The 20,523-nt window shown below is 55.5% G+C and carries 16 protein-coding genes and 1 pseudogene; 8 read left to right on the top strand and 9 right to left on the bottom strand.

The features are described 5' to 3' along the window. Window positions 1-182: 182 nt before the first annotated feature. The 8 genes and pseudogenes from HP062_RS08915 (at window position 183) to HP062_RS08880 (ending at window position 8,578) form a co-directional block, all read left to right on the top strand. Window positions 183-1,880, top strand: coding sequence for a sulfatase-like hydrolase/transferase (locus tag HP062_RS08915; RefSeq protein WP_172791285.1), 1,698 nt, complete (start codon window positions 183-185; stop codon window positions 1,878-1,880). A gap of 180 nt (window positions 1,881-2,060) precedes the next feature. After that, the gene (locus tag HP062_RS08910) at window positions 2,061-2,729 is read left to right on the top strand and encodes an ABC transporter ATP-binding protein (RefSeq protein ID WP_077749058.1); all 669 of its coding nucleotides are present in this window, start codon (window positions 2,061-2,063) and stop codon (window positions 2,727-2,729) included. Between the two features lies 1 nt (window position 2,730). Beyond that, on the top strand, window positions 2,731-5,202 hold the full coding sequence (locus tag HP062_RS08905; RefSeq protein ID WP_172791284.1) for an FtsX-like permease family protein: 2,472 nt from the start codon (window positions 2,731-2,733) through the stop codon (window positions 5,200-5,202). Then, window positions 5,192-6,247 (top strand): lipocalin-like domain-containing protein, encoded by a 1,056-nt coding sequence (locus HP062_RS08900; protein ID WP_172791283.1) that lies wholly within the window; start codon window positions 5,192-5,194, stop codon window positions 6,245-6,247. The genes HP062_RS08905 and HP062_RS08900 overlap by 11 nt, the downstream gene beginning before the upstream one ends. A 62-nt stretch (window positions 6,248-6,309) precedes the next feature. Further along, window positions 6,310-6,552: a hypothetical protein gene (locus HP062_RS08895; RefSeq protein WP_145308208.1), complete on the top strand. Its 243-nt coding sequence runs from the start codon at window positions 6,310-6,312 to the stop codon at window positions 6,550-6,552. Between the two features lie 11 nt (window positions 6,553-6,563). Next, window positions 6,564-6,737: a hypothetical protein gene (locus HP062_RS08890; protein ID WP_010455603.1), complete on the top strand. Its 174-nt coding sequence runs from the start codon at window positions 6,564-6,566 to the stop codon at window positions 6,735-6,737. Between the two features lie 86 nt (window positions 6,738-6,823). Then, on the top strand, window positions 6,824-7,402 hold the full coding sequence (locus tag HP062_RS08885; RefSeq protein WP_010455601.1) for a hypothetical protein: 579 nt from the start codon (window positions 6,824-6,826) through the stop codon (window positions 7,400-7,402). Between the two features lie 355 nt (window positions 7,403-7,757). Continuing rightward, window positions 7,758-8,578: pseudogene (locus tag HP062_RS08880) on the top strand (VanW family protein). A gap of 38 nt (window positions 8,579-8,616) precedes the next feature. Here the strand turns inward: HP062_RS08880 and HP062_RS08875 are convergent. From HP062_RS08875 to HP062_RS08835, 9 genes are all read right to left on the bottom strand, one after another. Beyond that, complete coding sequence (locus tag HP062_RS08875; RefSeq protein ID WP_010455597.1) at window positions 8,617-8,883, bottom strand: hypothetical protein; 267 nt, start codon at window positions 8,881-8,883, stop codon at window positions 8,617-8,619. A gap of 17 nt (window positions 8,884-8,900) precedes the next feature. Then, window positions 8,901-9,278 (bottom strand): DUF6124 family protein, encoded by a 378-nt coding sequence (locus tag HP062_RS08870; protein ID WP_172791282.1) that lies wholly within the window; start codon window positions 9,276-9,278, stop codon window positions 8,901-8,903. Window positions 9,279-9,772: 494 nt separating this feature from the next. After that, a complete protein-coding gene (locus tag HP062_RS08865; protein WP_372242816.1) occupies window positions 9,773-10,867 on the bottom strand; it encodes a DUF6708 domain-containing protein in 1,095 nt (364 codons plus the stop codon). 71 nt (window positions 10,868-10,938) lie between these two features. Then, on the bottom strand, window positions 10,939-11,988 hold the full coding sequence (locus tag HP062_RS31020) for a DUF6708 domain-containing protein (protein WP_245006759.1): 1,050 nt from the start codon (window positions 11,986-11,988) through the stop codon (window positions 10,939-10,941). A 426-nt stretch (window positions 11,989-12,414) separates the two neighbouring features. Beyond that, entirely contained in the window at window positions 12,415-13,515 is a 1,101-nt protein-coding gene (locus HP062_RS08855; RefSeq protein WP_372242815.1) for a DUF6708 domain-containing protein, read from the bottom strand. Further along, a complete protein-coding gene (locus HP062_RS08850; protein ID WP_172791281.1) occupies window positions 13,515-16,877 on the bottom strand; it encodes a toxin VasX in 3,363 nt (1,120 codons plus the stop codon). Before HP062_RS08850 ends, HP062_RS08855 begins: the two co-directional genes overlap by 1 nt. Then, the gene (locus HP062_RS08845) at window positions 16,874-17,773 is read right to left on the bottom strand and encodes a DUF4123 domain-containing protein (RefSeq protein ID WP_172791280.1); all 900 of its coding nucleotides are present in this window, start codon (window positions 17,771-17,773) and stop codon (window positions 16,874-16,876) included. The genes HP062_RS08850 and HP062_RS08845 overlap by 4 nt, the downstream gene beginning before the upstream one ends. Continuing rightward, window positions 17,766-19,808 (bottom strand): type VI secretion system tip protein VgrG, encoded by a 2,043-nt coding sequence (tssI, locus tag HP062_RS08840; protein ID WP_172791279.1) that lies wholly within the window; start codon window positions 19,806-19,808, stop codon window positions 17,766-17,768. Before tssI ends, HP062_RS08845 begins: the two co-directional genes overlap by 8 nt. 131 nt (window positions 19,809-19,939) lie before the next feature. After that, complete coding sequence (locus HP062_RS08835; RefSeq protein ID WP_033058787.1) at window positions 19,940-20,455, bottom strand: Hcp family type VI secretion system effector; 516 nt, start codon at window positions 20,453-20,455, stop codon at window positions 19,940-19,942. Between the last annotated feature and the right edge of the window lie 68 nt (window positions 20,456-20,523).

The raw sequence follows: 20,523 nt of genomic DNA, 5'->3' as shown, positions 1-20,523 counted from the left end.
ACGGTCGTAGGGCTTGAAACACAAGGGTTGTAGCCGGTCAGGTGTGTCAGATTTGAGTCAACGTTTTTTTGACGCTTTGTGTAAAAACCCGACATTTCTTGCGCTTTGATGGCCCGGTGCTAGTGTCAAAAAATGGCTGACAATCTATTGGCCAACGGACGGCCGCGAGCATCGGAAATACTATGATTCGATATCTCAAAGAACTGCTCTTAGTTCTCTACTTATTCAAAAATTACGACTATTACCTGGAGCGCCTGAGCGCGTTGGGAATGGGTTTGCCGGTGCTGCTGTTTGGCGGGATGTTCATCGCGCTGACCGTGGCGCTTTTTATGACCGCGTACATTCGCCAGACGCTGATCCGTCATCTATTAGCTCTGATGATGTTTGTGTCTGCCGTGTTTTTCGATGTCTATACCCGCGTCACGGCCGACTACCTGACCTACAGCAGCTTCGTGTCGCTGGTGTATTCCGGCGGGTTCATTCAGGAGGCGGCGTACCAGTACCGCGACGCGATCATCAGCGGGGTGGTCGGCGGCTTGCTGCTGTTGTTCGGTATCGGGCTCAAACCGCGTCGACGAATGCCGCTGCCCGGTGCGTTGCTGGTGGCGGCGCCGGTGCTCGGAGTGCTGCTGCTCAGTGCGGTGTTGTTCGTGCGAGCCGGCGAAGGCGCCCGTGGCCTGCCGATCATGTACACGCCGCTGGCCTACTTGAACCTGTTCACCTATGAAGCCCTGCACAACACCGTCGGCCCACGCGAGCCTGTGAGCCTGGCGCGCAACGACGCGCCGCCGGGGCACGACATCGTTCTGATCATCGACGAAAGCATTTCCGGCAACTACCTGGACATCAACGCCCCGTTCGGTGTGCACAGCAACCTCAAGGAACCGCGCCCGGGCGTCGCGATCTTCAATTACGGTTACGCCGCGTCCATTGCCAATTGCAGCGCCGACACCAACATCACCCTGCGGTACGGCGGCACCCGCGCCGACTACATGCGCATCAACAGCACGATGCCGTCGATCTGGCAGTACGCGAAGAAGGCCGGCCTGCGCACCGTCTACATCGATGCCCAGCGCACCGGGGGCAACTTGCAGAACCTGATGAACGACGCCGAGAAAAAGGACATCGACGAGTTTGTGCAATTCGACCAGGCCAGCGTGCGTGATCGCGACATGGCGGCCGCGGCGAAACTGATCGACCTGCTCAACGACGGCAAGCCCGAGCTGGTGGTGATCAACAAGGTGGGCGCGCATTTTCCGGTGCATGACAAGTACCCGGATGCGTTCATGGCCTATCGCCCGACCTTGCCTCGGGGCCAGTTTGTCGAGGTTGCGGACACCGGCAAGCGCGATGGTTTCAACGGTCAGCCGGATGATTGGGTGCTCTACCGCAACGCCTACAAGAACACCTTGCTGTGGAACGTCGGAGAGTTTTTCTCACGGGTGTTTGCCAAGGCAGACATGAGCAATGCGCTGCTGATCTACACCTCGGACCATGGGCAGGACCTGCATGAACGGGGCAATCCCGGGTTGAATTTGCACTGCGGCGGTGATCCGGTGGCGGAGGAGGGCTTGGTGCCGCTGGTGGTGATTCAAGGGGATCAGTTGCGCACGCTGGATTGGCAGAAAGCGCTGGCCGCGAACAAGGATCGGTCGAGTCACTACAACATCTTCCCGACATTGTTGCAGTTGATGGGCTATGACCTGGCGGGGATCGAGGCGGTTTATGGCAAGCCGTTGAGTGTGCCGACGGCGGACGACTTTACGTTCAACTATCGGTTCAATGCGCGGCTGGGGGCGAAGCCTGAGTGGAAGTATATTGATCTGAACAGCATTGTGACGCCTTCGCAGGCGCCTACAAATGTTGCGGTGGGGCAGTGAGGTTTTTGGTTGACTGATCCGGCCTCATCGCGAGCAGGCTCGCTCCTACACGGGTGTGTGTCGTTCAAAAGTCCCCTGTGGGAGTGAGCCTGCTCGCGATGGCGTCAGCCAGATCAGAGAGAAGTTTTCGGATGTACTCTCGGCTATCCTAGGCGCTCTGACTTCAGCGAGCCTCCCTTCATGCTTCAGGTCCAAGGCGTCTTCAAAAGCTACGCCACTCCGCAAGGTCCTTTGCCGGTGTTGCAAGGTGTCGACCTGACATTGAAACCCGGCAGCAGCCTGGCGCTGATGGGTGAGTCGGGCAGTGGCAAGAGCACCTTGCTGCACTTGATCGCCGGCCTCGACAAGGTCGATCGCGGCAGCATTCAAAGCGGCGAGCATCGGCTGGACCAGATGAACGAAGGGCAACTGGCGAACTGGCGACGGACTGAAATCGGCTTGGTGTTCCAGCAGTTCAACCTGATCGGCAGCCTGCGGGTCGAGGACAATCTGGCTTTTCAGGCGCGCCTGGCCGGGCGGCACGATCCGCGCTGGCAGGCGCACCTGGTGCAGCGGCTGGGCTTGAGTGATTTGCTGCGGCGTTACCCGGAGCAGCTCTCCGGTGGGCAACAGCAGCGAGTCGCTTTGGGCCGCGCCCTGGCGTCGAAGCCCAAATTGTTGCTGGCCGACGAGCCCACCGGCAGCCTCGATGAAGCCACCAGCGATGAAGTGTTGAAGTTGTTGCTGGAATTGCTCGACGACAGTCCGACCACCTTGTTGATGGTCACGCATAGTCATCGCGTTGCCGCACGGCTGGCGGAGAAAGTGGTGCTGCATCGCGGCCGTCTGGCTGGCGCGGGCGAACACTGAGGTGCGCGTCTTTCGCGAAACGCTGCGGGCGTTGCTCAGCCATTGGTGGCAGCACCCGGTGCAATTTTTCAGTGTGCTGACCGGGCTCTGGCTCGCCACCAGCCTGCTGACCGGTGTAGAGGCGCTGAACAGCCAGGCACGTGAAAGTTATGCGCGAGCCAGTCAGTTGATCGGCGGTGAACCGCAGGCCAGCCTCAGTGCGCCCAGTGGCGCGACCTTTTCCCAGCAAGTGTTTGTCGACCTGCGTCGCGCGGGCTGGCCGGTCTCGCCCGCGCTGCAAGGGCGGGTGACGCTCAAGGGCCATGAGGAACAACGTCTGCAGCTGATGGGCATCGAACCGGTGTCGCTGCCGGCCGGCTCGGCGGTGGCAGGGCGGTCGCTGGCGATCGAGCAGATTGTCGAATTTTTCACCCCGCCGGGCCGCACCTGGATCTCGCCGCAGACCTTGCAGGCGTTGGGCCTGCACGAAGGTGAACGGCCAGTGAACTCTAATGGCGAGATTCTGCCACCGCTGCACGTCCAAACCGATATGGCCCCCGGCATGTTGCTGGTGGACATCGGCTTCGCCCAGCAGGTTCTCGGCCTGCCGGAGCAACTGTCGCGCCTGTTGTTGCCCAAGGATTTCAGCGCCGCACTGCCCGATCAATACAAAGGCCAGTTGCAGCTCAAAACCAGCGGTGAAGAAAACAATCTCTCGCGGCTGACGGAAAGCTTTCACTTGAACCTCGATGCCTTGGGTTTTCTGTCCTTCGTGGTCGGCCTGTTCATCGTTCACGCCGCGATCGGGCTGGCGCTGGAGCAACGTCGAGGCTTGCTCAGAACCCTGCGCGCCTGTGGGGTCAGCGCCCGAATGTTGATCACCTGTCTGGTGGTTGAACTCGGAGCACTGGCGATGATCGGCGGTATTGCCGGCGTCGCCAGCGGCTACCTGCTGGCCAGCGTATTGTTGCCGGACGTGGCCGCCAGCCTGCGCGGTTTGTACGGCGCCGAAGTGGCGGGGCAGTTGAGCCTCAGTCCGTGGTGGTGGTTCAGCGGGGTGGGCTTGAGCCTGCTGGGTGCGCTGCTGGCCGGGGCCAACAGTCTGCTGCGGGCGGCGCGCCTGCCGTTGCTGGCCCTGGCCGATCCGCAAGCCTGGCATCAGGCTCACGCGCGCTGGTTACGGCGTCAGGGTTGGGTCGCGGCACTGGCCGCTGTCATCGCGCTTATCGCCTTGTTCCGGGGGGACAGCCTGGCCAGTGGTTTTGTGCTGATGGCAGCTCTGCTGATCGGGGCCGCACTGGCCTTGCCGGTGGTGCTGAATCTGGTCTTGAACCTGGCACTGAGCCGCAGTCATTCGGTGCTCGGCCAATGGTTTCTCGCCGACTGCCGTCAGCAACTGCCGGCGCTTAGCCTAGCGCTGATGGCGCTGCTGTTGGCGCTGGCGGCGAACATCGGTGCCGGCAGCATGACCGCCGGTTTTCGCCAGACCTTCAACGACTGGCTCGAACAACGCCTGACCGCCGAGCTTTACGTCAATCCGCAAAACCCGGCCCAGTCCCGAGAGCTGCACAGCTGGCTCAAACAGCAACCTTCATTGACTGCCGTGCTGCCCAACTGGCAGGTATCGATCCAGCTGCAAGGCTGGCCGGCGGATATCTTCGGCGTGATCGATCACCCGACCTATCGCCAGCATTGGCCGCTGCTGGAAGCCTTGGGCGACAATCCCTGGGACCGCTTGGCCAAGGACGATGCGCTGATGCTCAGCGAACAACTGGCCCGCCGGTTGAAGGTGCGGCTCGGCGATCATTTGACCATCCCCACACCGGGCGGCCCCTGGTCACCTCGGATCGTCGGGATTTACGCCGACTACGGCAATCCCAAGGGGCACCTTCTGGTGAACGCCAACCATTTGCTGCGCGGGTGGCCGCAGCTCACGCCCAATCGTTTCAACCTGCGCATCGAGCCCGCGTTGATTGCGCCATTCCTCAAAACGCTGCAAAGCCGTTTTACCCTGGACGACAGCCGTATCGTCGATCAGGCGCGCCTCAAGGGCTGGTCCACGCAAGTGTTCGAACGCACCTTCGCCGCCACCGCCGCGCTCAACAGCCTGACCCTGGCCGTCGCCGGTGTGGCGTTGTTCATCAGCCTGCTGACCCAAAGCCAGAGCCGCCTCGGCCAACTCGCGCCGCTGTGGGCGCTGGGCGTGACGCGCCAGCAATTGATGCTGCTCAACCTCGGACAAACCTGGCTGCTGGCGGTGCTGACGCTGGTGCTGGCATTGCCGTTGGGGATCGCGTTGGCGTGGTGCCTGGACACGGTGATCAACGTGCAAGCGTTTGGCTGGCGATTGCCGTTGCGGGTGTTTCCGTTGCAGCTGCTGCAATTGATGGGGCTGGCGTTGCTCGCAACGTTACTGGCGTCGGCGTGGCCGCTGTATTCGCTGTACCGCACACAACCGGCAGACCTGCTGAGGACGTTCGCGCATGAGGATTAAGGTCGGCGTGTTGCTATTGGTTTTGTTGAGCGGCTGCGACAACCCCGCGCCTGACGAGAAAGGCTTCGCAGGTCTGGGTGGTGACGCCTCCGTATTCACACCGGTAGTGCCCGGGCGAGAATTCAGCTTCCCGGCAGATCACGGTCCTCACGATGGCTTTCGCATCGAATGGTGGTACGTCACCGCCAACCTCAAAGACGACCAAGGTCGCGAGTTTGGCGTGCAATGGACGTTGTTTCGCAGCGCGTTGAAAGCTGTCCCGGAGCAGTCGGGTTGGGGCAATCAGACCATTTGGCTGGGGCACGCAGCCGTGACGTCGGCAACGGCCCATCACGCGGCCGAACGTTACGCCCGTGGTGGCGTTGGACAGGCGGGGGTGAGTCTCGCACCGTTCAATGCCTGGATCGACGATTGGCGCTTCAGCAGCCAGGGGGCCGACGCCTTGGCGGACCTGCAACTCAGCGCGCGGGACAAGGGCTTCAGCTACCAACTGCGGCTAACGTCCACCCGCCCGCTGGTGCTTCAGGGGGACAAGGGTTTCAGTCAGAAATCCGAACAAGGGCAGGCGTCGTATTACTACAGCCAACCGTTTTTCCAGGCCAGCGGCGCGCTGGAAATCGACGGCAAGACGTATCAGGTCAGCGGTCCGGCCTGGCTCGATCGCGAGTGGAGCAGTCAGCCACTGACTGCGAACCAGACAGGATGGGACTGGTTTTCGCTGCACCTGGGCAGCGGCGAACAGGTCATGCTTTATCGCATGCGGCAAAAGGACGGCGCGCCTTACCTCACAGGCACGTGGATCGATGCTCAAGGCCAGGCTCAGTCATTGCACGCCTCCGACATCAGCCTCACACCGCAAGACACCGCCAAAGTCGCCGGGCGTGAAATGCCGGTGCGCTGGGCGATCAAAATCCCGGCCAAACACCTCGACATCTCCATCACCGCCCTCAATCCCAACGCCTGGATGGATTTGCGCATTCCTTACTGGGAAGGCCCCGTGCAATTCAAAGGTGGCACGGGTTATCTGGAAATGACCGGGTATTGAGTCGGAACTCTCGGTTCGGCGACGGCCTCCTAAGTTAACAAGCCCATTCAATGGAGCCCGTCATGAGCGAAGACCTCAAGCCACCTGACCTCGATGCCTGGCAGCGCCTGTTCGAAGACAAGGCCTACTGGCAGCAATCCCCCGACGCCCACTACAGCGAACTGCTGCGGGTGGCCGACGACTTGCTGGGGCAGGGCGCCATTGACCTGGAACAGTGGCAGACCTTGAAGGCCAAGGCCGAGCAATCCCACAAAGACTCGCCCGCGGTGAACGTTGCACAAGAAGTCGATGATCCCGAAGCCTGAGGAGAACCACCATGAAACCCCAATCCCCCGACACCGCCGAACACCCTGACGAACCGCGACCACCCGGCGAAGTCGAACGCGACAACGATGCCCTGCGCCCCACCGATCCGACCCGGCGCAAGGAAAGCGGCAAGGGCACGCAAAGCGGTGAATCCACCGCGCAAGAAACTGCAAAAAATCCCTGAACTGCGTCTATGCTGAGTTGCACAGTCGGCGCTGACCCTCGGGCCAGAGCCGTCTGCTGCCACCCAATCACAGGGAAAGTATGCTTATGAAACTCCACGCACTGACGAAAGCCATCACCCTCGCTACCTTGCTGTCTGCCACCAGCCTTGGCGCCATGGCTGCGGATATTCCGCTGTCTGCCGTTGTGGAAGCGGATCAAGTCACCACCAAAGTCGTCTCGGTCGACGCGGCTAATCACCGGGTTGTCCTGGAAGGGCCGGAAGGTCGTCAGGTCCATGTACAGCTGACCGATAAGGCGAAAAACCTCGGTAATCTGAAAGTCGGCGATCAAGTCGACATCAAGGTCACCAGTTCCGTCGCCGCCCACCTCGACACCGATGTCGACAAAGGCTTGCCAGGCACTGTCGAGCGCACAGGCGAAGTCCGTGCCGCCCCCGGCAGCGACAACCCGGGCGGCGAAGCCTACCGCCAGGTGCAGGTTCAGCTGAAAATCACCAAAATCGACTTGAAGAAAAACCAGCTGACCTTTGAAAATCCTGCTGGCCAGTCCAAGACCATCGACGTTGTACGACCCGAAGTTCAAGCAAAATTGAAAGACCTGAAAGTTGGACAGAGTGTCGTCGTGACCTACACCGATATCCTCACAGTGACCAGTAAACACTGAAGTTGAGTATTAGCTCTATATATTGATTGTTCTCGTACAGTTTTTTTGTATAAGAACAATCAGTTTTAATGGTCGAACTGGTGAGTTTTTGTTGTCGTACAAATAATATTTAAGATGACATTTAATTAATGTTGTATCGATAAATTTCATGATTATGTATGCGGACAACTTCGCCAACTTCCATTAAAATACTTCCCGTTCGCCCAGTGGCAAGGCTCTTTACCAGTGCATGGATTGCCGAGGCCATTACACTGGGCGAACACCTTCTTGAGGGGCGATACGCACCTGCAGCAATACGTCACGATGCGCGGCATTCAGATCAAGGATGAAAACGGCCTCTGCCGTTCTGACACGGATGAAACCACTCTCCCTTTATCACCCGGCCCTCTACTGGCTGCGCGTGTGGCAAAAAAGACTGTTCAGGCAAATAGCCTGGCGCTTCTCCAGCCGGCATTACGCCGTTTCGATCAACGCCGAATCCAGCTTGCCCTTTCGCTACCTCAAACACACCTCCAAGCTGATTCGTAAACTCGGCAACTCCGATATTGCGCTGCAACACAACAAAGTCATCAACCTCAAACTGGCCGTGTCATCAATAAACGGCATAGTCATCGCACTAGGCGAATACTTTTCCTTCTGCCGCCTGGTCGGCCGACCGACCCGAAAACGCGGTTACGTCGAAGGCATGGAACTGTCATTTGGTGAAGCACGCAGCGGCATCGGTGGCGGAGTCTGCCAACTGAGCAACCTCATCCACTGGATGGCCATTCACTCGCCGCTGGTGGTGGTTGAACGCTCGAACCACAGCTTCGATCCGTTTCCTGATGAAGGGCGGGTGTTACCGTTCGGTTCAGGTGCGGCGATTTTTTATAACTATGTTGATCTGGTGCTGCATAACCCGACGGATCGGCATTTTCAGTTGAAGTTGAAGGTTGGCGAGCAGCAGTTGGAAGGGGAATTGTTGTGTGATCGGGTGCGGGAGTTTCGGTATCACGTTTACCAGGTTGGGCATCGGTTTTTGCGCGAGGGGGTAGGGTGTTTCGGGAGAATGAGATTTGGCGGGAGGTTAAGAGTAAGGGGCAGGGGAGTGAGGTATTGGAGAATGAACGGCTTTATAGGAATCGGGTGGTTGTTAAGTATGAGGCTGGGGAGAGTTTGTTGGCGGTGAATGTATAAAAAACGGGCGATCTTAAGATCGCCCTTTTTTTGTTTGTTTAAGTTCGTGCCTGTAATCGTCGACCGATGACATCCAGCAAATCGCAGCCGTCGCGTAGTTGAGTTGCAATTACCTGAGCGAAGTCCCGCAATAGCGTGGCGTCGCCGGTGAGCGATTCGTTCAGTGCCATTGTTTCCAGCAGTTGGGTCACGCTGCGGATTCGATGTGCCGCCGTGTCATGTAATACGTCGAGGGGAGCCTCAGCATCAATCAGCAGGGAAGGGATCATGCAGTCGATGCCGGTGATTGGCATGTATCGAGCCATGTCTGATTCTCCTTCTCTCAAGACTCAGTGCCCGACGCAACGTCGGACGCATCGCCGGGTGGATCAAGATTGTCCAGCGCTCGGTTTACCAGCAACTCGCCCAGGACGGCCAATTGCTGAATCGACAGCGCGAGGCTGCGGTGTGAACCTTCGAGTTCACAGGCCAGGTCAGTAGTGAGGACGTTGAGTGAAGCGAGGGTTTCGCAGGCGTGACTTAGCAGGGTTTCGGGGTCGATGTTGGGGAGGATGGTGAAGACGTGGCTGACGGGGTCAGGGCTTTTTGGGTCACGGAGGCGGGCGCTGACGGCGCGTTGGGTTGCTTTGCTGAGTTCTAGCGGGTCTAAAGGGGCAGCGGAATCCGAGAGTCCAGGGGGATTTGGGGTGATCTTTTTCATGGTGAATCTCCTTGATCAAATGGAGCTACCACTACTCGCTGTCAAACAAGAAGGGTGGCAGCTGTGCGCGGGTTGACAGACCGAGGATCAAGGAACCCGGCGCACCCGAAGGTGCCCCACGCACAGCCGCCATAATACGGAACGGCGGGCATAAAAAAGTGCCAACTGTTCACATGACGGCACTTGCATGCCTTGATAACGTTCGGTCTGTCAAAACCGGTCACTAATATGCAGCGACTGTCGAAGGTTATCGGCATGGGAAGCTGAGCGCAAGTTCGAATATACGCCGTAGCTTGCAGGAAATCTCCGACGTGACTGTCAGATGTATTGAAATCAAATGGGACGGATCTCGGGACAGATTTATTTTCGTGGTTACATAGAAGATAAATCCGTCCCCCTTTTCCTTTATAGGTCGCTGCTTTTGTATATCGAACTCGTCGTACTGCGGAGAGGTAGGTGTCATGCAGAAAACCATAAAGTTTGTTCAGTTCCATTCAATTATTTGTTGATTCTTCTGCCTTGGTTTCGTTTAGGTTGGTGTTAAAGTACGCCATGAAATCATGTCCTTGAGCAAAGGCTTTTTCGATCTTCATGCTTTGCTCTTTCAGAGCGGCGCTTGGTTTGGCCCATTGTTCAGAGGGTAACGGTTTGGACCACTGAGCAATGGATTCAGGTAGAGATTTCATGCTGAAACGATGGTCCCATTCTGCTACCCAGTAAGGAAAGCGCCACCAAGTGATCAGGTGTGTCAGGTACCACCAACCAACTCCTAATGCGGAACGTTCGTTGTGCTGGTATTCCTCGTGCATGTCTTGTCGTTCCTTATCGAAGGTGTGGCGACCCTCGTAGGGTGCTTTACCAGGGCAGAAATCCGGTCCTTTTTCCATGTAGGCACGTATGGCTTCCCATTTGCCTAGTCCATGAACAGGAGTCATGACCTCCTGTGTGAGAAAGTGCACCGTATCGGCCTTGGGATTATCTATGGCCATGCCAAAGGTGTAGCTACTGATTACGCCTACTCCAGTGAATCCGGTGCTGACTGAGATCCACGCAACCGTGTCTTCCCAAGGCTGGATCACGGCTTCGTCGGAGCCATTCGGGAAGAAACAGACCTCTCGGCGTTGACGGTTAAATCGGATGGGTCTGGCGCGGGCTTTGTTCCTTGTGGTGCTGATAATCGCGTACAGGCCAATCAGCGCTGCTCCCCCTCCACACCAGAGCGCTAGTGATATTCCGAACTCAAAAAAATCGTTGAAGTAAAACCAGAAGCTTCTGCCGAATGGGTTTATGAATGCTGCGAAGCCCATCAATGTTGGGAGAACAAATAGACAAACGATAACTACGACTGTTGGGAGTGACACAGCTAATCGTGCTTGGAAAGACTTGGTGAGATTGCTGCTACCCAAGTCCAGATAGGTGTCGTTGACTTCAACAAAACTTCCGCCGAGATCCATTGGGATTTGTCCGGTCGGAACGGGTAGTGGCGAGAAAAACACCGCATCGCCAGTAGTAAAGCGTCGATATTCACCAGCGATGGGGCGCTGCTGTCGAATATCGAACTTGTCGTACTGTGGAGAAGTAGGTGTCAAGCCGGATAACCATAAAATGCATGTCCGGCATGAGGTAGTCGATCGTAATTATGCTTCAACAAAACGGCTCATCAGGTGGTGGCCTCAGTCTCTTGGTTCGGTTCGGCAAATTTCACCTTGAAGTAATCCAACAGATTCTGACCTTTGGTGAAGGCCTTCCGGATTTCGGCGCTCTCCTTGAGCAACGCTTCGCTTGGCATAGCGTGTTGCTCGAGGGGGAGAGGTCTTGACCATTCCAGGATTTCTTTAGGGAAGGCGGCTTTGGGGCGGTTATTGATCCAGGCTGCGATGTAACAAGGTATCGTCCAGCCACTGAAAAACTGAATAATCAAAAATCCCCAGATATACCGTAGGAATGAATGATGAGAACGGTATCCTTGTCTACACATATGGAAATACGCGACTGATCCTGCTTCGAATTCATCTGATTGCTTCATGGGTAACGCTTGAGGCCCTTCCTCCATATAGACACGTATGGCCTCCCACTCAGCTATGGCTTGGTTCAAATTTCCACTTGGAACACTGACCCAAAGCACATCGCCATTTTTGTCGCGAAGTCCGATCATTAGTTTGAACTCGGGGATTACAGCATATTGAGTGATCAGCTTGCTAACTGAAACGCTCGCGATAACCTCTTCCCACGGCACATAACGAGGGGTCATTCCCTTCTTGGGAACATAAACAATTTCCCGACGCTGGCGATTGAAGCGTATGGGAGGTTGATTGCTGGCTTGGCGAATTGCAAAGAAAAATACGCAAAGGTAAAGAGTTGCAAGTGCTCCCACAAAACCCCAAACCGCAATGCTTGTAAAGAAATCAAGCCAACTACTCCAAAACGGCTCTACATCTCTTCTTATCCAAGACGCAAACCCCGTTGTAAAAAAAAGAAAAATTAACAGGAACATCACCGCCCCAATTCCTGCTCGGGCCATAAACTCAAAACTTCCTCGGGAGATGGCAAAGTCTAAGAAAACTTCATTGGCATAGCGGTGCAGTTGGCGCGCACTGAAAGGTAGCACTCCGGTCGGTACCGGTTTTGGTGATAAATAGACTATCTCAGTTCCCGGTTCTCTCTCGACATCACCTGCGTGAGGCAGCCGATCATATTTGTTTTCAAGCATGTAGATGCTCCGGTTTCACGTCGACCCACTGTAATGGTGTTCGACTGGCTCGGACGGATGGCTCGCCATTAACGACGCTATTTTTTCCAGCCCCAAGAAAACTTAAAGATACGGGGTAATAAAGGTATTCGTCCGTAGCTTTCAGGGGGACATTCGCAATGTCAGGCTGAACACTCAATCGCAGTTTAAGTTGAACCAAAAGGGGACAGATTTATTTTCGTGATTGCGTAGAAAATAAATCTGTCCCCTATTTTTCCGCTATTTTTCCGTGTTCCGTGTTCCGTGTTCCGTGTTCAGGCGGTCTTGCAGGTCATACTCTTAAGCCAGTGGCCGTCGTCGACGTTTACTTTACGCCGGACCTGAATCCAAATTCTCCGGTGGGGTAGTCGACTGTATTCATGCGTGGACACGGCTAATCAACTCCATTTAATAATTTTTTGATTCTTCTGCCTTGGCTTCCTTTAGGTTGGCCTTAAAGTACGTCATGAAGTCTTGCCCTTGCGCAAAGGCTTTTTCGATCTTCATGCTTTGTTCTTTTAGAGCGGCGCTGGGTTTGGCCCATTTTTCAGAGGGCAAAGATTTGGACCACTCGGCAATGGATGCAGGTAGAGATTTCATGCTGAAACGATGATCCCATTCAGCTACCCAGTACGGAAAGCGCCACAAAGTGATTGCATGAGAAAAATACCACCAGCCAATGCTCAGAGCGGAACGCTCGTTGTGTTGGTACTCCTCGTGCATATTTGCACGTTCTTGATCGAAAGTATGGCGACCCTCGTAAGGTGCTTTATTCGGGCAGTACTGCGGTCCCTTCTCCATGTAGAGGCGGATCGCTTCCCACTTACTCAAACCATGAGTTGGGGTCATTACACCTTGGTTTACAAAATGCACCGTATCGGCTTTTAGATCGTCGAAAGCCATGCCGAATGTATAAGTACTAATGACGCCTACACCGGTGACTCCAGTGCTGACCGAGAGCCAGGACACCATCCCTTCCCATGGCTGAATCACAGGCTCATCAGACCCGTCCGCGAAAAAACAGACCTCACGGCGTTGCCTGTTGAAGCGTATAGGACGGGTTTGAGATTTTTTTCGTGTCGTGCTTATGACGACGTACAGACCAAGGGCCGCGAACGCTGTTCCTCCCCATCCTGAAATATATAAACCCGACTCAAAGAACTCGCTGAAGTACCAGGAAAAATCACGGCCAAAAGGGTTGTTGAAGGTCGAAAATCCCATGATCGTCGGTAAAACTAATAGACATGCAATTACAAAGCCCATACAAAGGCCGATCATCGCTCTTGCCTGAAATGCCTTGCCAAAGTTGCTGCTACCTACATCGAGATAGGTCTCATTGACCTCGATGAAGCTACCGCCCAGATCCATTGGAGTGCTACCCGTAGGTACGGGAAGTGGAGAAAGGAAAACAGCCTCTCCAGTTACAAAACTACGTGTTTCACCGGATACAGGTCTTTTTTTGCTCAGTCCAAGCATATCGTCACGAGGTAATTGGTTCTGTAAAGGCATCAAATTTTACCGGGGCGTTGGGTGGGGCCAGGCACGTTGAGAAGATCAGTAGTCACGACCAATGATGGCGCACTGGCATTGCGGACGCGTAAGGCGGGAATAGAAGGAATCGTTTTTTCTTTCCCTGCGTTAAGCGTCATTGTCTGAAAGAATTTCTCACGGATTGCGCTATTTCCAGCGAGAGGATGATAGCGCAGTTTAATAGCTAACCCGTGCATCGCATTAGCTTCGTGTTGAAAAATCTCAAGACCTATTTTAAGTGGTTCGTCGGGAGTGCTGAGAAGATTTAGTTGATATACCATTGGCTCGGTCCACGGTTCCCATTTGTAATGGGGTGAGTTGTTTAGCCAGTATGCCTCTAGTTCGAAACTTACGTGGTCTAACTCACTAGTCGTGATACCCGGAATACTAATCACAGCCATTGGTTGGCCATTAATATTTTTTAAGCCTACTTGAGGTGCCGCAGTAATGTCTGCCAATTGCAGGCGATCCACTTCCAGTGGGCGTTGCAGACTTTTTTTACCCCATGCACCTTGCTGTAACCATTTGTCCAATTCTGATTTGTTGTAATGGTTGTAGATCCACTCACCGCCGAGCTGCAAAATTGTGAGTCCAAGTCCGATCAAATTTGCACGTGCCGCCACGCTGAGGACTCTGCCACCTGCTGTTGCCCACGCAACTGCTCTCGCTTCGCTGACTTTAGACGCGGCCTCGTACATATATTGGCCCGTACGAACCGTTGCCCAACCATTAACAGCAAGTTGTCCAGAATCTCCAACAAGAGTCATAGAAGCACCAGCCAGTTTGCCCCCGTCACCTGATCTTAACGCTTCTGTCCATTTGACTACTGAACCTTTCTCTCCATACAAGCTAATCGCTGCGGCCGACGCTCCAAACCCATACGCGGCTAATCCCAGTCCACCTGTGAGTCTGCCAAAACGCGCCGCCAATTTGATTTTTCCGGCCGCGCTTGAGTAATTGCGTTGCGCTGCTGTTAAGGTTGTTATCGATATCCCTTGAGCGGCAGCAAATATCCCGCCTAGCATTGAGAAAAATGAGTTGGTTACTGCTAGTTTGTCAGAAAAATCAACATCTTTTTTACGAGAGAACTCCGACTGAACAGTTAGAAAGCTCATGATTTGAACTACCATGACCGCTGACGCGAAAATATCTCCACCTGCCGATTTGAATATATCTTTTCCAAGACCTTTCACTTTGTCCGGGCGGTTTAATCGATAGTCTTCTGCCATACGGTGGAACTCGACTTCTTGTGCGCTGGTCAGGCCCTTAATCTTTAATCCGATTTTGCTGGGCCCTTCACCTACCAGCCTCATAGCGGAAGCAATGCTTGCTTCCAGGGGAGGGAGCATCTGTTGAATGGATTTGCGTTGTGCAATCAATGCACGATGACTGCCTTTAGGTGCTTTACCCTTACGTTCATTCGCCAGCATCTGCTTGATTTCGTTTTTTAGCGAAGCCATTTTTTTACGAATCTCGCCGGCTTTTTCTGAATCCGCTTTATACGATCGAGCTTGTTCCGCCGACGCGAACTCCAAGGTCATCCCTTGTTTGCCGAAAGTTCTTAGTACGTCAATCCACGCTGCACCGGGAATGTGGCGTAGAACTTTCGCTGGATCAATGGGCTGGCCACTGCGCACGCTTTGCATGGCCTCTTCAAGAGCGTTCGCTAATCGAAGTTGTTTGGCTGGTTCGTATGCAGTGCTTCTTGTTTGGTCGAAAGTTATGCCGTCTTCGCTGAGGTTCATTGCTGCGGGAAGGTCTTGATTCAATAGTTTTTTGAACTCGACACTAAGATCCTTTATTCCCTTGTAGTCACCAGTGGAAAGAGGGATATCGCGTACGGTTTTTACAATCGAGCTCATCTTCGCGTAAAAATCTTTTTGATCTGTAAGGCTCAGGGTGAAGAATGTAGGTACTGTAAAGCCGGGTTGTTTTTCGATCAGCTCTGCGATCGCATCAGTCGCCTTGTCTGTTCGGCAAATATCTTTCAAGCATGCATATTCAGTGGCTAAAGATGTTTCTATTTGATTAGACAGCTTAGAGTCGAAATACCAGGCGGAGCGATGGAAGCGTTTTTCGCTTGCTAATTTGACTCGGTCATCTGTGATCAAGTCCAATCGCCTGTTCCAGCGGCTGAGTTGAGTTCGTTGCTGTTTCAGGAAAGCTTCCATAGCGGGGCGATCAATTAGGTCATTGATGCCGTCTTGCCCCATTTTTGCACCATCTAGCGCATCATCTGCATTGTCGTCAATAGAATCGATCAAGTCTTCATACTTGGTGTACAAAGTGCCAAGACTTGTGCGCATACGCAACTTTGAAGCTGCGACAGCACCACGCTGTGTACCCGCACCTGAATAATGAGTTTGGTTTTTGATATTGACGTAATCGACGATGGACTGTCGCTGTTCTTCGGTGGTTTCGTCCTTGAGTTCGGCAAAGCGCGGATCGCCTTGAGCGGCTTTAAGTATCGTATCGCCGGTTACCCTATATAGCGACTCGATATAACAGCCAAACACATACTTCTTTTGATTGGCCTCAGCGTCACTCCAGTCACTGATCCAGCCAGTGACCAAATCCTGATGCTCAGCGAGATCGCGCAACACGCCCAAGTCATCCTGTACCACCAAGTAAAGATGGTCACGCTCATTTTCTGCCTTTACTTGCTTTTTGAGCGCACCCAACTGAGTTTTTTTGAAGTGAGGTGTTTGCTCCCACAGATAGTCTTTGCTCTCCTCAGGCTTGGCACCCGTAACCGCCGGCTCCTTACTCGGCTGCTCTGCAACTTCCGCAATCCACTTTTCAGCCTGACTTGGCGTCAACAGATTAGCCGCGCCTTTCTCCGGATCAGCCTTGGTCAGGTCCACTGCCTGCATGAAGTATTCACGCTCGGACTTGTGCTTGATGACCTGCGCGCATTTGGCGGCGGTCCATTGCACTTCGGAGTAGTTGACGTAGAGCTTGCTCAAACGCGGGAAGACCAGCACGGCTTCGCCCACGTTGCTTTCGCGTTTGTTGGCGGTGATTTCGCCCTTTTCCCACAGCAGTTGGGTCACGATGCCGTTCTGGATTCGGTATTCGTGCATGACGGCTTGAGGTTTTTTGTCGACGATGACGTAGAGCCAGCCGTCGCGCATCAAGCGAATGCCTAGTGGGCGAGAAGTGGTTTTGTACGGCATCGCCAGTGCGCTGGATGGGTCTAGTCGTTCGACTAGACCGTAACGCAGTGGGATGAGCTGGATTTTAGCCTTCATCAGCGAGCAGCCGCCCATGGCACACTTGCCGTCGTCCCGGCTTTTTGCAACGTTGTTCGGGCTTTTGCCGGTCAATGTTGGCGTTGTCATCCTTGGCTCCTCAGCGGGGTTTCAGCCCGTTCCTGGGCAATATCAGCGACCCGTTCGAGTCGCTGTGCGGGCGTTTGTTCCGATGGGGTCTTGAGTATTGCATCCAGGTCGGGATGTTCCTCCAGCGCTCGCTCACCGAGAAACCCGTGAATGTTGGCATAAAGTGTGATGTCGAGTTCGGTGTTGAAGCCGCGATCATACGAGGTCGATGCCATTGCGTGCAGATGTTCCCAGCGCTGCAACGGCGTCGATTGTGCCTGATAGGTCGGAAAGTATTCGTGCATGTGTTGGTCGAGGCGCAGGACGATGCTTCGGAAATTCACTTCGTCCAGTTGGCTGAGTTGCTCGTCGCTCAAGCGGTAGCGTTTGCTGTGGTTGGGCTGGGAGGCTTTGCCCGGTCGCTGGTTGATGTGCCAGCAGCCCAGCGCCGCGTCGGCGGCGACGATCTGCGAGCAAGGGCCGAACAGGGTAGGGTCCTTGATGCTCTCGGCGTGGCTGAGCAATGCGTGGGTTACGGCAGGGTCGGCGACGCGCAGCAGGACTTCTTCACCCTGAGGGTGCATGACGCTGGTCAGCCAGCGGAAGTGCTCGACCATTTGTGCCCAGGGTTGATCGCTGAACACCAGGTAGCCCCATTCCTGGCGGGGCTCAGCCAGAAATTTCGCGAGGATGGGATTGTTCTGCGCTTTTATCTGAACCAGGCACGGCGAAACGTCGCCCAATGCAGCCCATTGGGTGCCGAGATAGAGGGGCTCGAACACCGGATCGTCCGACCATTGATAAAGGTGCTGGGGCAGTTTTTCGACGCTGACGCCATCCAGCAGCAAACCGACCGCGCCATTCCACGGCAATCCTTGAGGCAGCCCATTTTCCAGGGGCCAATCGGACTTAAGCATTTTGCGCCTCCAGTTTGGCCTTCTCGCAGATCGCGCAGATCGGCTTCTTCTGCATCAACGCTTGCCGCTGTGCCGGCACCAACAATTGCCCAGCCTTATCCGCATCCGCCTGCTTCAACACCCCCGGCAACAACGGCGCCGCCCCCGTCCCGCTACCCGGCCCACCCCCGGAGTTCATGTTGATCACCGGCCCGCTCATGGTCACGCCGCCAGCATCGATCTTGATAAAGCTGCCACCCCCGATCAGCGTCAACTCACTGCCCGCTTCCAACACGACTTTCATGCCGCTGCTCAGGTGAATCTCCTGGCCCGCGTCGATGAATTGCCCGGTACCAATCTTGATGTGCTGGTTCACGCCCACGGTCAGGTGGTCGTTCGCCCGGGCTTCGACTTTGCGGTCGGCGTAGACGGTGTGGTGTTCTTCGGCCTTGAATTCGCTGTAGCTGTTTTGCTCGACTGTGTCGTGGCGTTCGTTGCCGACGCGGATTTTCTGGTCATGTTCGACGTTTTCGTCCCAGTCGCGCTGGGCGTGCAGGAAGATTTGTTCCTGGCCTTTTTTGTCTTCGATGCGCAGTTCGTTGAAGCCGCCACCACCCTTGGAACTCAAGGTTTTGAAGGTGCTGCGGGTTTTGTTCGCCGGCAGCGGGTAGGGGACGACGTTTTCCTTGTGGTACAGGCAGCCGCTGATCAGCGGTTGGTCGGGGTCGCCTTCGAGGAAGGTGACGAGCACTTCCATGCCGATCCGCGGGATGGCAATGCCGCCGTAGTGGGCGCCGGCCCAGGCGGAGGATACGCGCAGCCAGCAGCTGGTCTTGTCGTCGGCCTGGCCTTCGCGGTCCCAGTGGAATTGCACTTTGACTCGGCCGTACTGGTCGCAGTGGATCTCTTCACCCTTGGGCCCGGTGACCACGGCGCTCTGGCTGCCGAGGATGCGCGGTTTCTTTTGCGTTAGCGGCGGACGGTTCGGCACGTCCCACGGGGTGGCCTGGAAGCGGTTGCGATAACCCTGGTGGAAATCGCCCTTGAGGCGGGTGGTGTCGCTGGTCACCGACTCTTCCAGCACTTGCGGCTGTTTGCCTTCGTGCAGGACTTCGGTCAGCAGCCAAAGGTCGTTCCATTTGGCTTTCGGGTGTTGGGTCAGAGCCAGGAAATGGCCGCTGACCAGCAACGGCTGATCGCTTTTGCCTTCGGCCAGCTGGAAGTCGCTGCGGTGGCGTTCCAGGTTGCGCTTGGCCAGGTGTTTGCCGCGCTCGCGGTCGATGAAACGGCCGGGGTAGTCGTAGTCTTCGAGGTCGGGCAGGGCGTCGCCGCGGTTTTCGCTTTCGAGGGTCAGGCGCGGCTTTTCAAAGTCGTAGTCGCGGCGGGTGGTGCGGCTGGTGCGGGTTTCCAGGCGCAGATCGAAGCGCTTGATCACCGGGTTGTTGGCGACCATGCCGGAGTCTTGCTGGTAGGCCACGGGTGCGAGTTTCGGGAACACCGTCTGGTCATCGCCGAACACCAGTTTGTGGGCTGTGGCGCTGTGCTGGAAGTGGTAGTGGATACCTTCTTCCTCGCACAGGCGCTGGATGAACTGCAGGTCCGATTCATCGTACTGAACGCAATAAATGCGCTCGGGATAGATCGCCCCGACCTTGAATTCATAGGCGTTGCTTTGGATGCCGTGCTCTTCAAGGACCATGCCGATGATTTTCGGCACGCTGAGGTTCTGGAAGATGCGTTGGTTGATGCGGTGCGCAAGGTAGGACAGTTGCGGGCGCAGGGTCACCGCGTAGCGGGTCAGGCGTTTGCCGGAATCACCCTGGGCGGCGCGATAGATCAGGCCATGGATGCCGCTGCCGTCAGGCGAGAGCTGCAAAAAGGCCGGTTTGTGCAGCAGGGTCTCGAGGTCCAGGGACGGCTGTTCACTGACCAGCTCCACCTCAAACACAAAAGGCTGGCTGATGGCTTCCCGACCTTGCAGGGAAAAGACCTGGAAGTCGCTGGAAAGACCTTCGATGGTCAGGGCAAAGTGAGTTTGATTGGCCGGCGCGAACATCCCTTGTTCCTCGTGCAGTGCTGCGGCATGCGCTGACACCCGGAAACCGGGTCAACGGACGCGAAATTCTGGAAGGGCGGAAACAACATCGACCAGCAGAGCTGGCCGATGCTTGTGACGGTCAGCCTGACTTAGGCGACCGGCAGACGCCAGTCATCGGAACCCGAAGTACCGGATACTTCGTGGGTCCAGGTGATTTTGCGGTAGGTGAATTGCACTTCTTCCAGGTGAGTGAAGTGCGAGTTCGACGGATCCTGGCAGTTGTGCATTTTGTTGTTGATGGCGACGATGATCGCGTCTTCCAGTTTGGTGGTGTAATAGTGCTCTTGGGTACCTTGAGCCGAAGTGCGGTACCACTGGATAACGATTTCGCTCATGCGCTCGCCGGAGGTCAGAGCAGCTTGCAGCAGTGGCGAAGCCTTGTCGTAGACCTTGGTGATCACGACTGGCTTGTGAACGCGCTGACCGGTTGGCTGGCCGGACTGTGGGTCACGCGGGATGATCACGTCGTGGCTGAAAGCCTGAACCATGACCTGGTCTTCGTGACCTTCTTGATAAGTGTTGCCAACCGAGTCGGCGGTGAATGCGCCGGCGGTGATCAGACCTTGTTTTTCGCCAGTGACGGACATGTACGCTGGAGTAGCCATGGATGTGCTCCTTGCTGAATATAGTGAGGGTGCCCGGGAGGCGGTATCGCCCGGTGGGTGCCTGACTG

It is taken from the genome of Pseudomonas sp. B14-6 (assembly GCF_013260315.1).
Taxonomy (GTDB): domain Bacteria; phylum Pseudomonadota; class Gammaproteobacteria; order Pseudomonadales; family Pseudomonadaceae; genus Aquipseudomonas; species Aquipseudomonas mandelii.
This window is presented reverse-complemented; position numbering and strand designations above follow the sequence as displayed.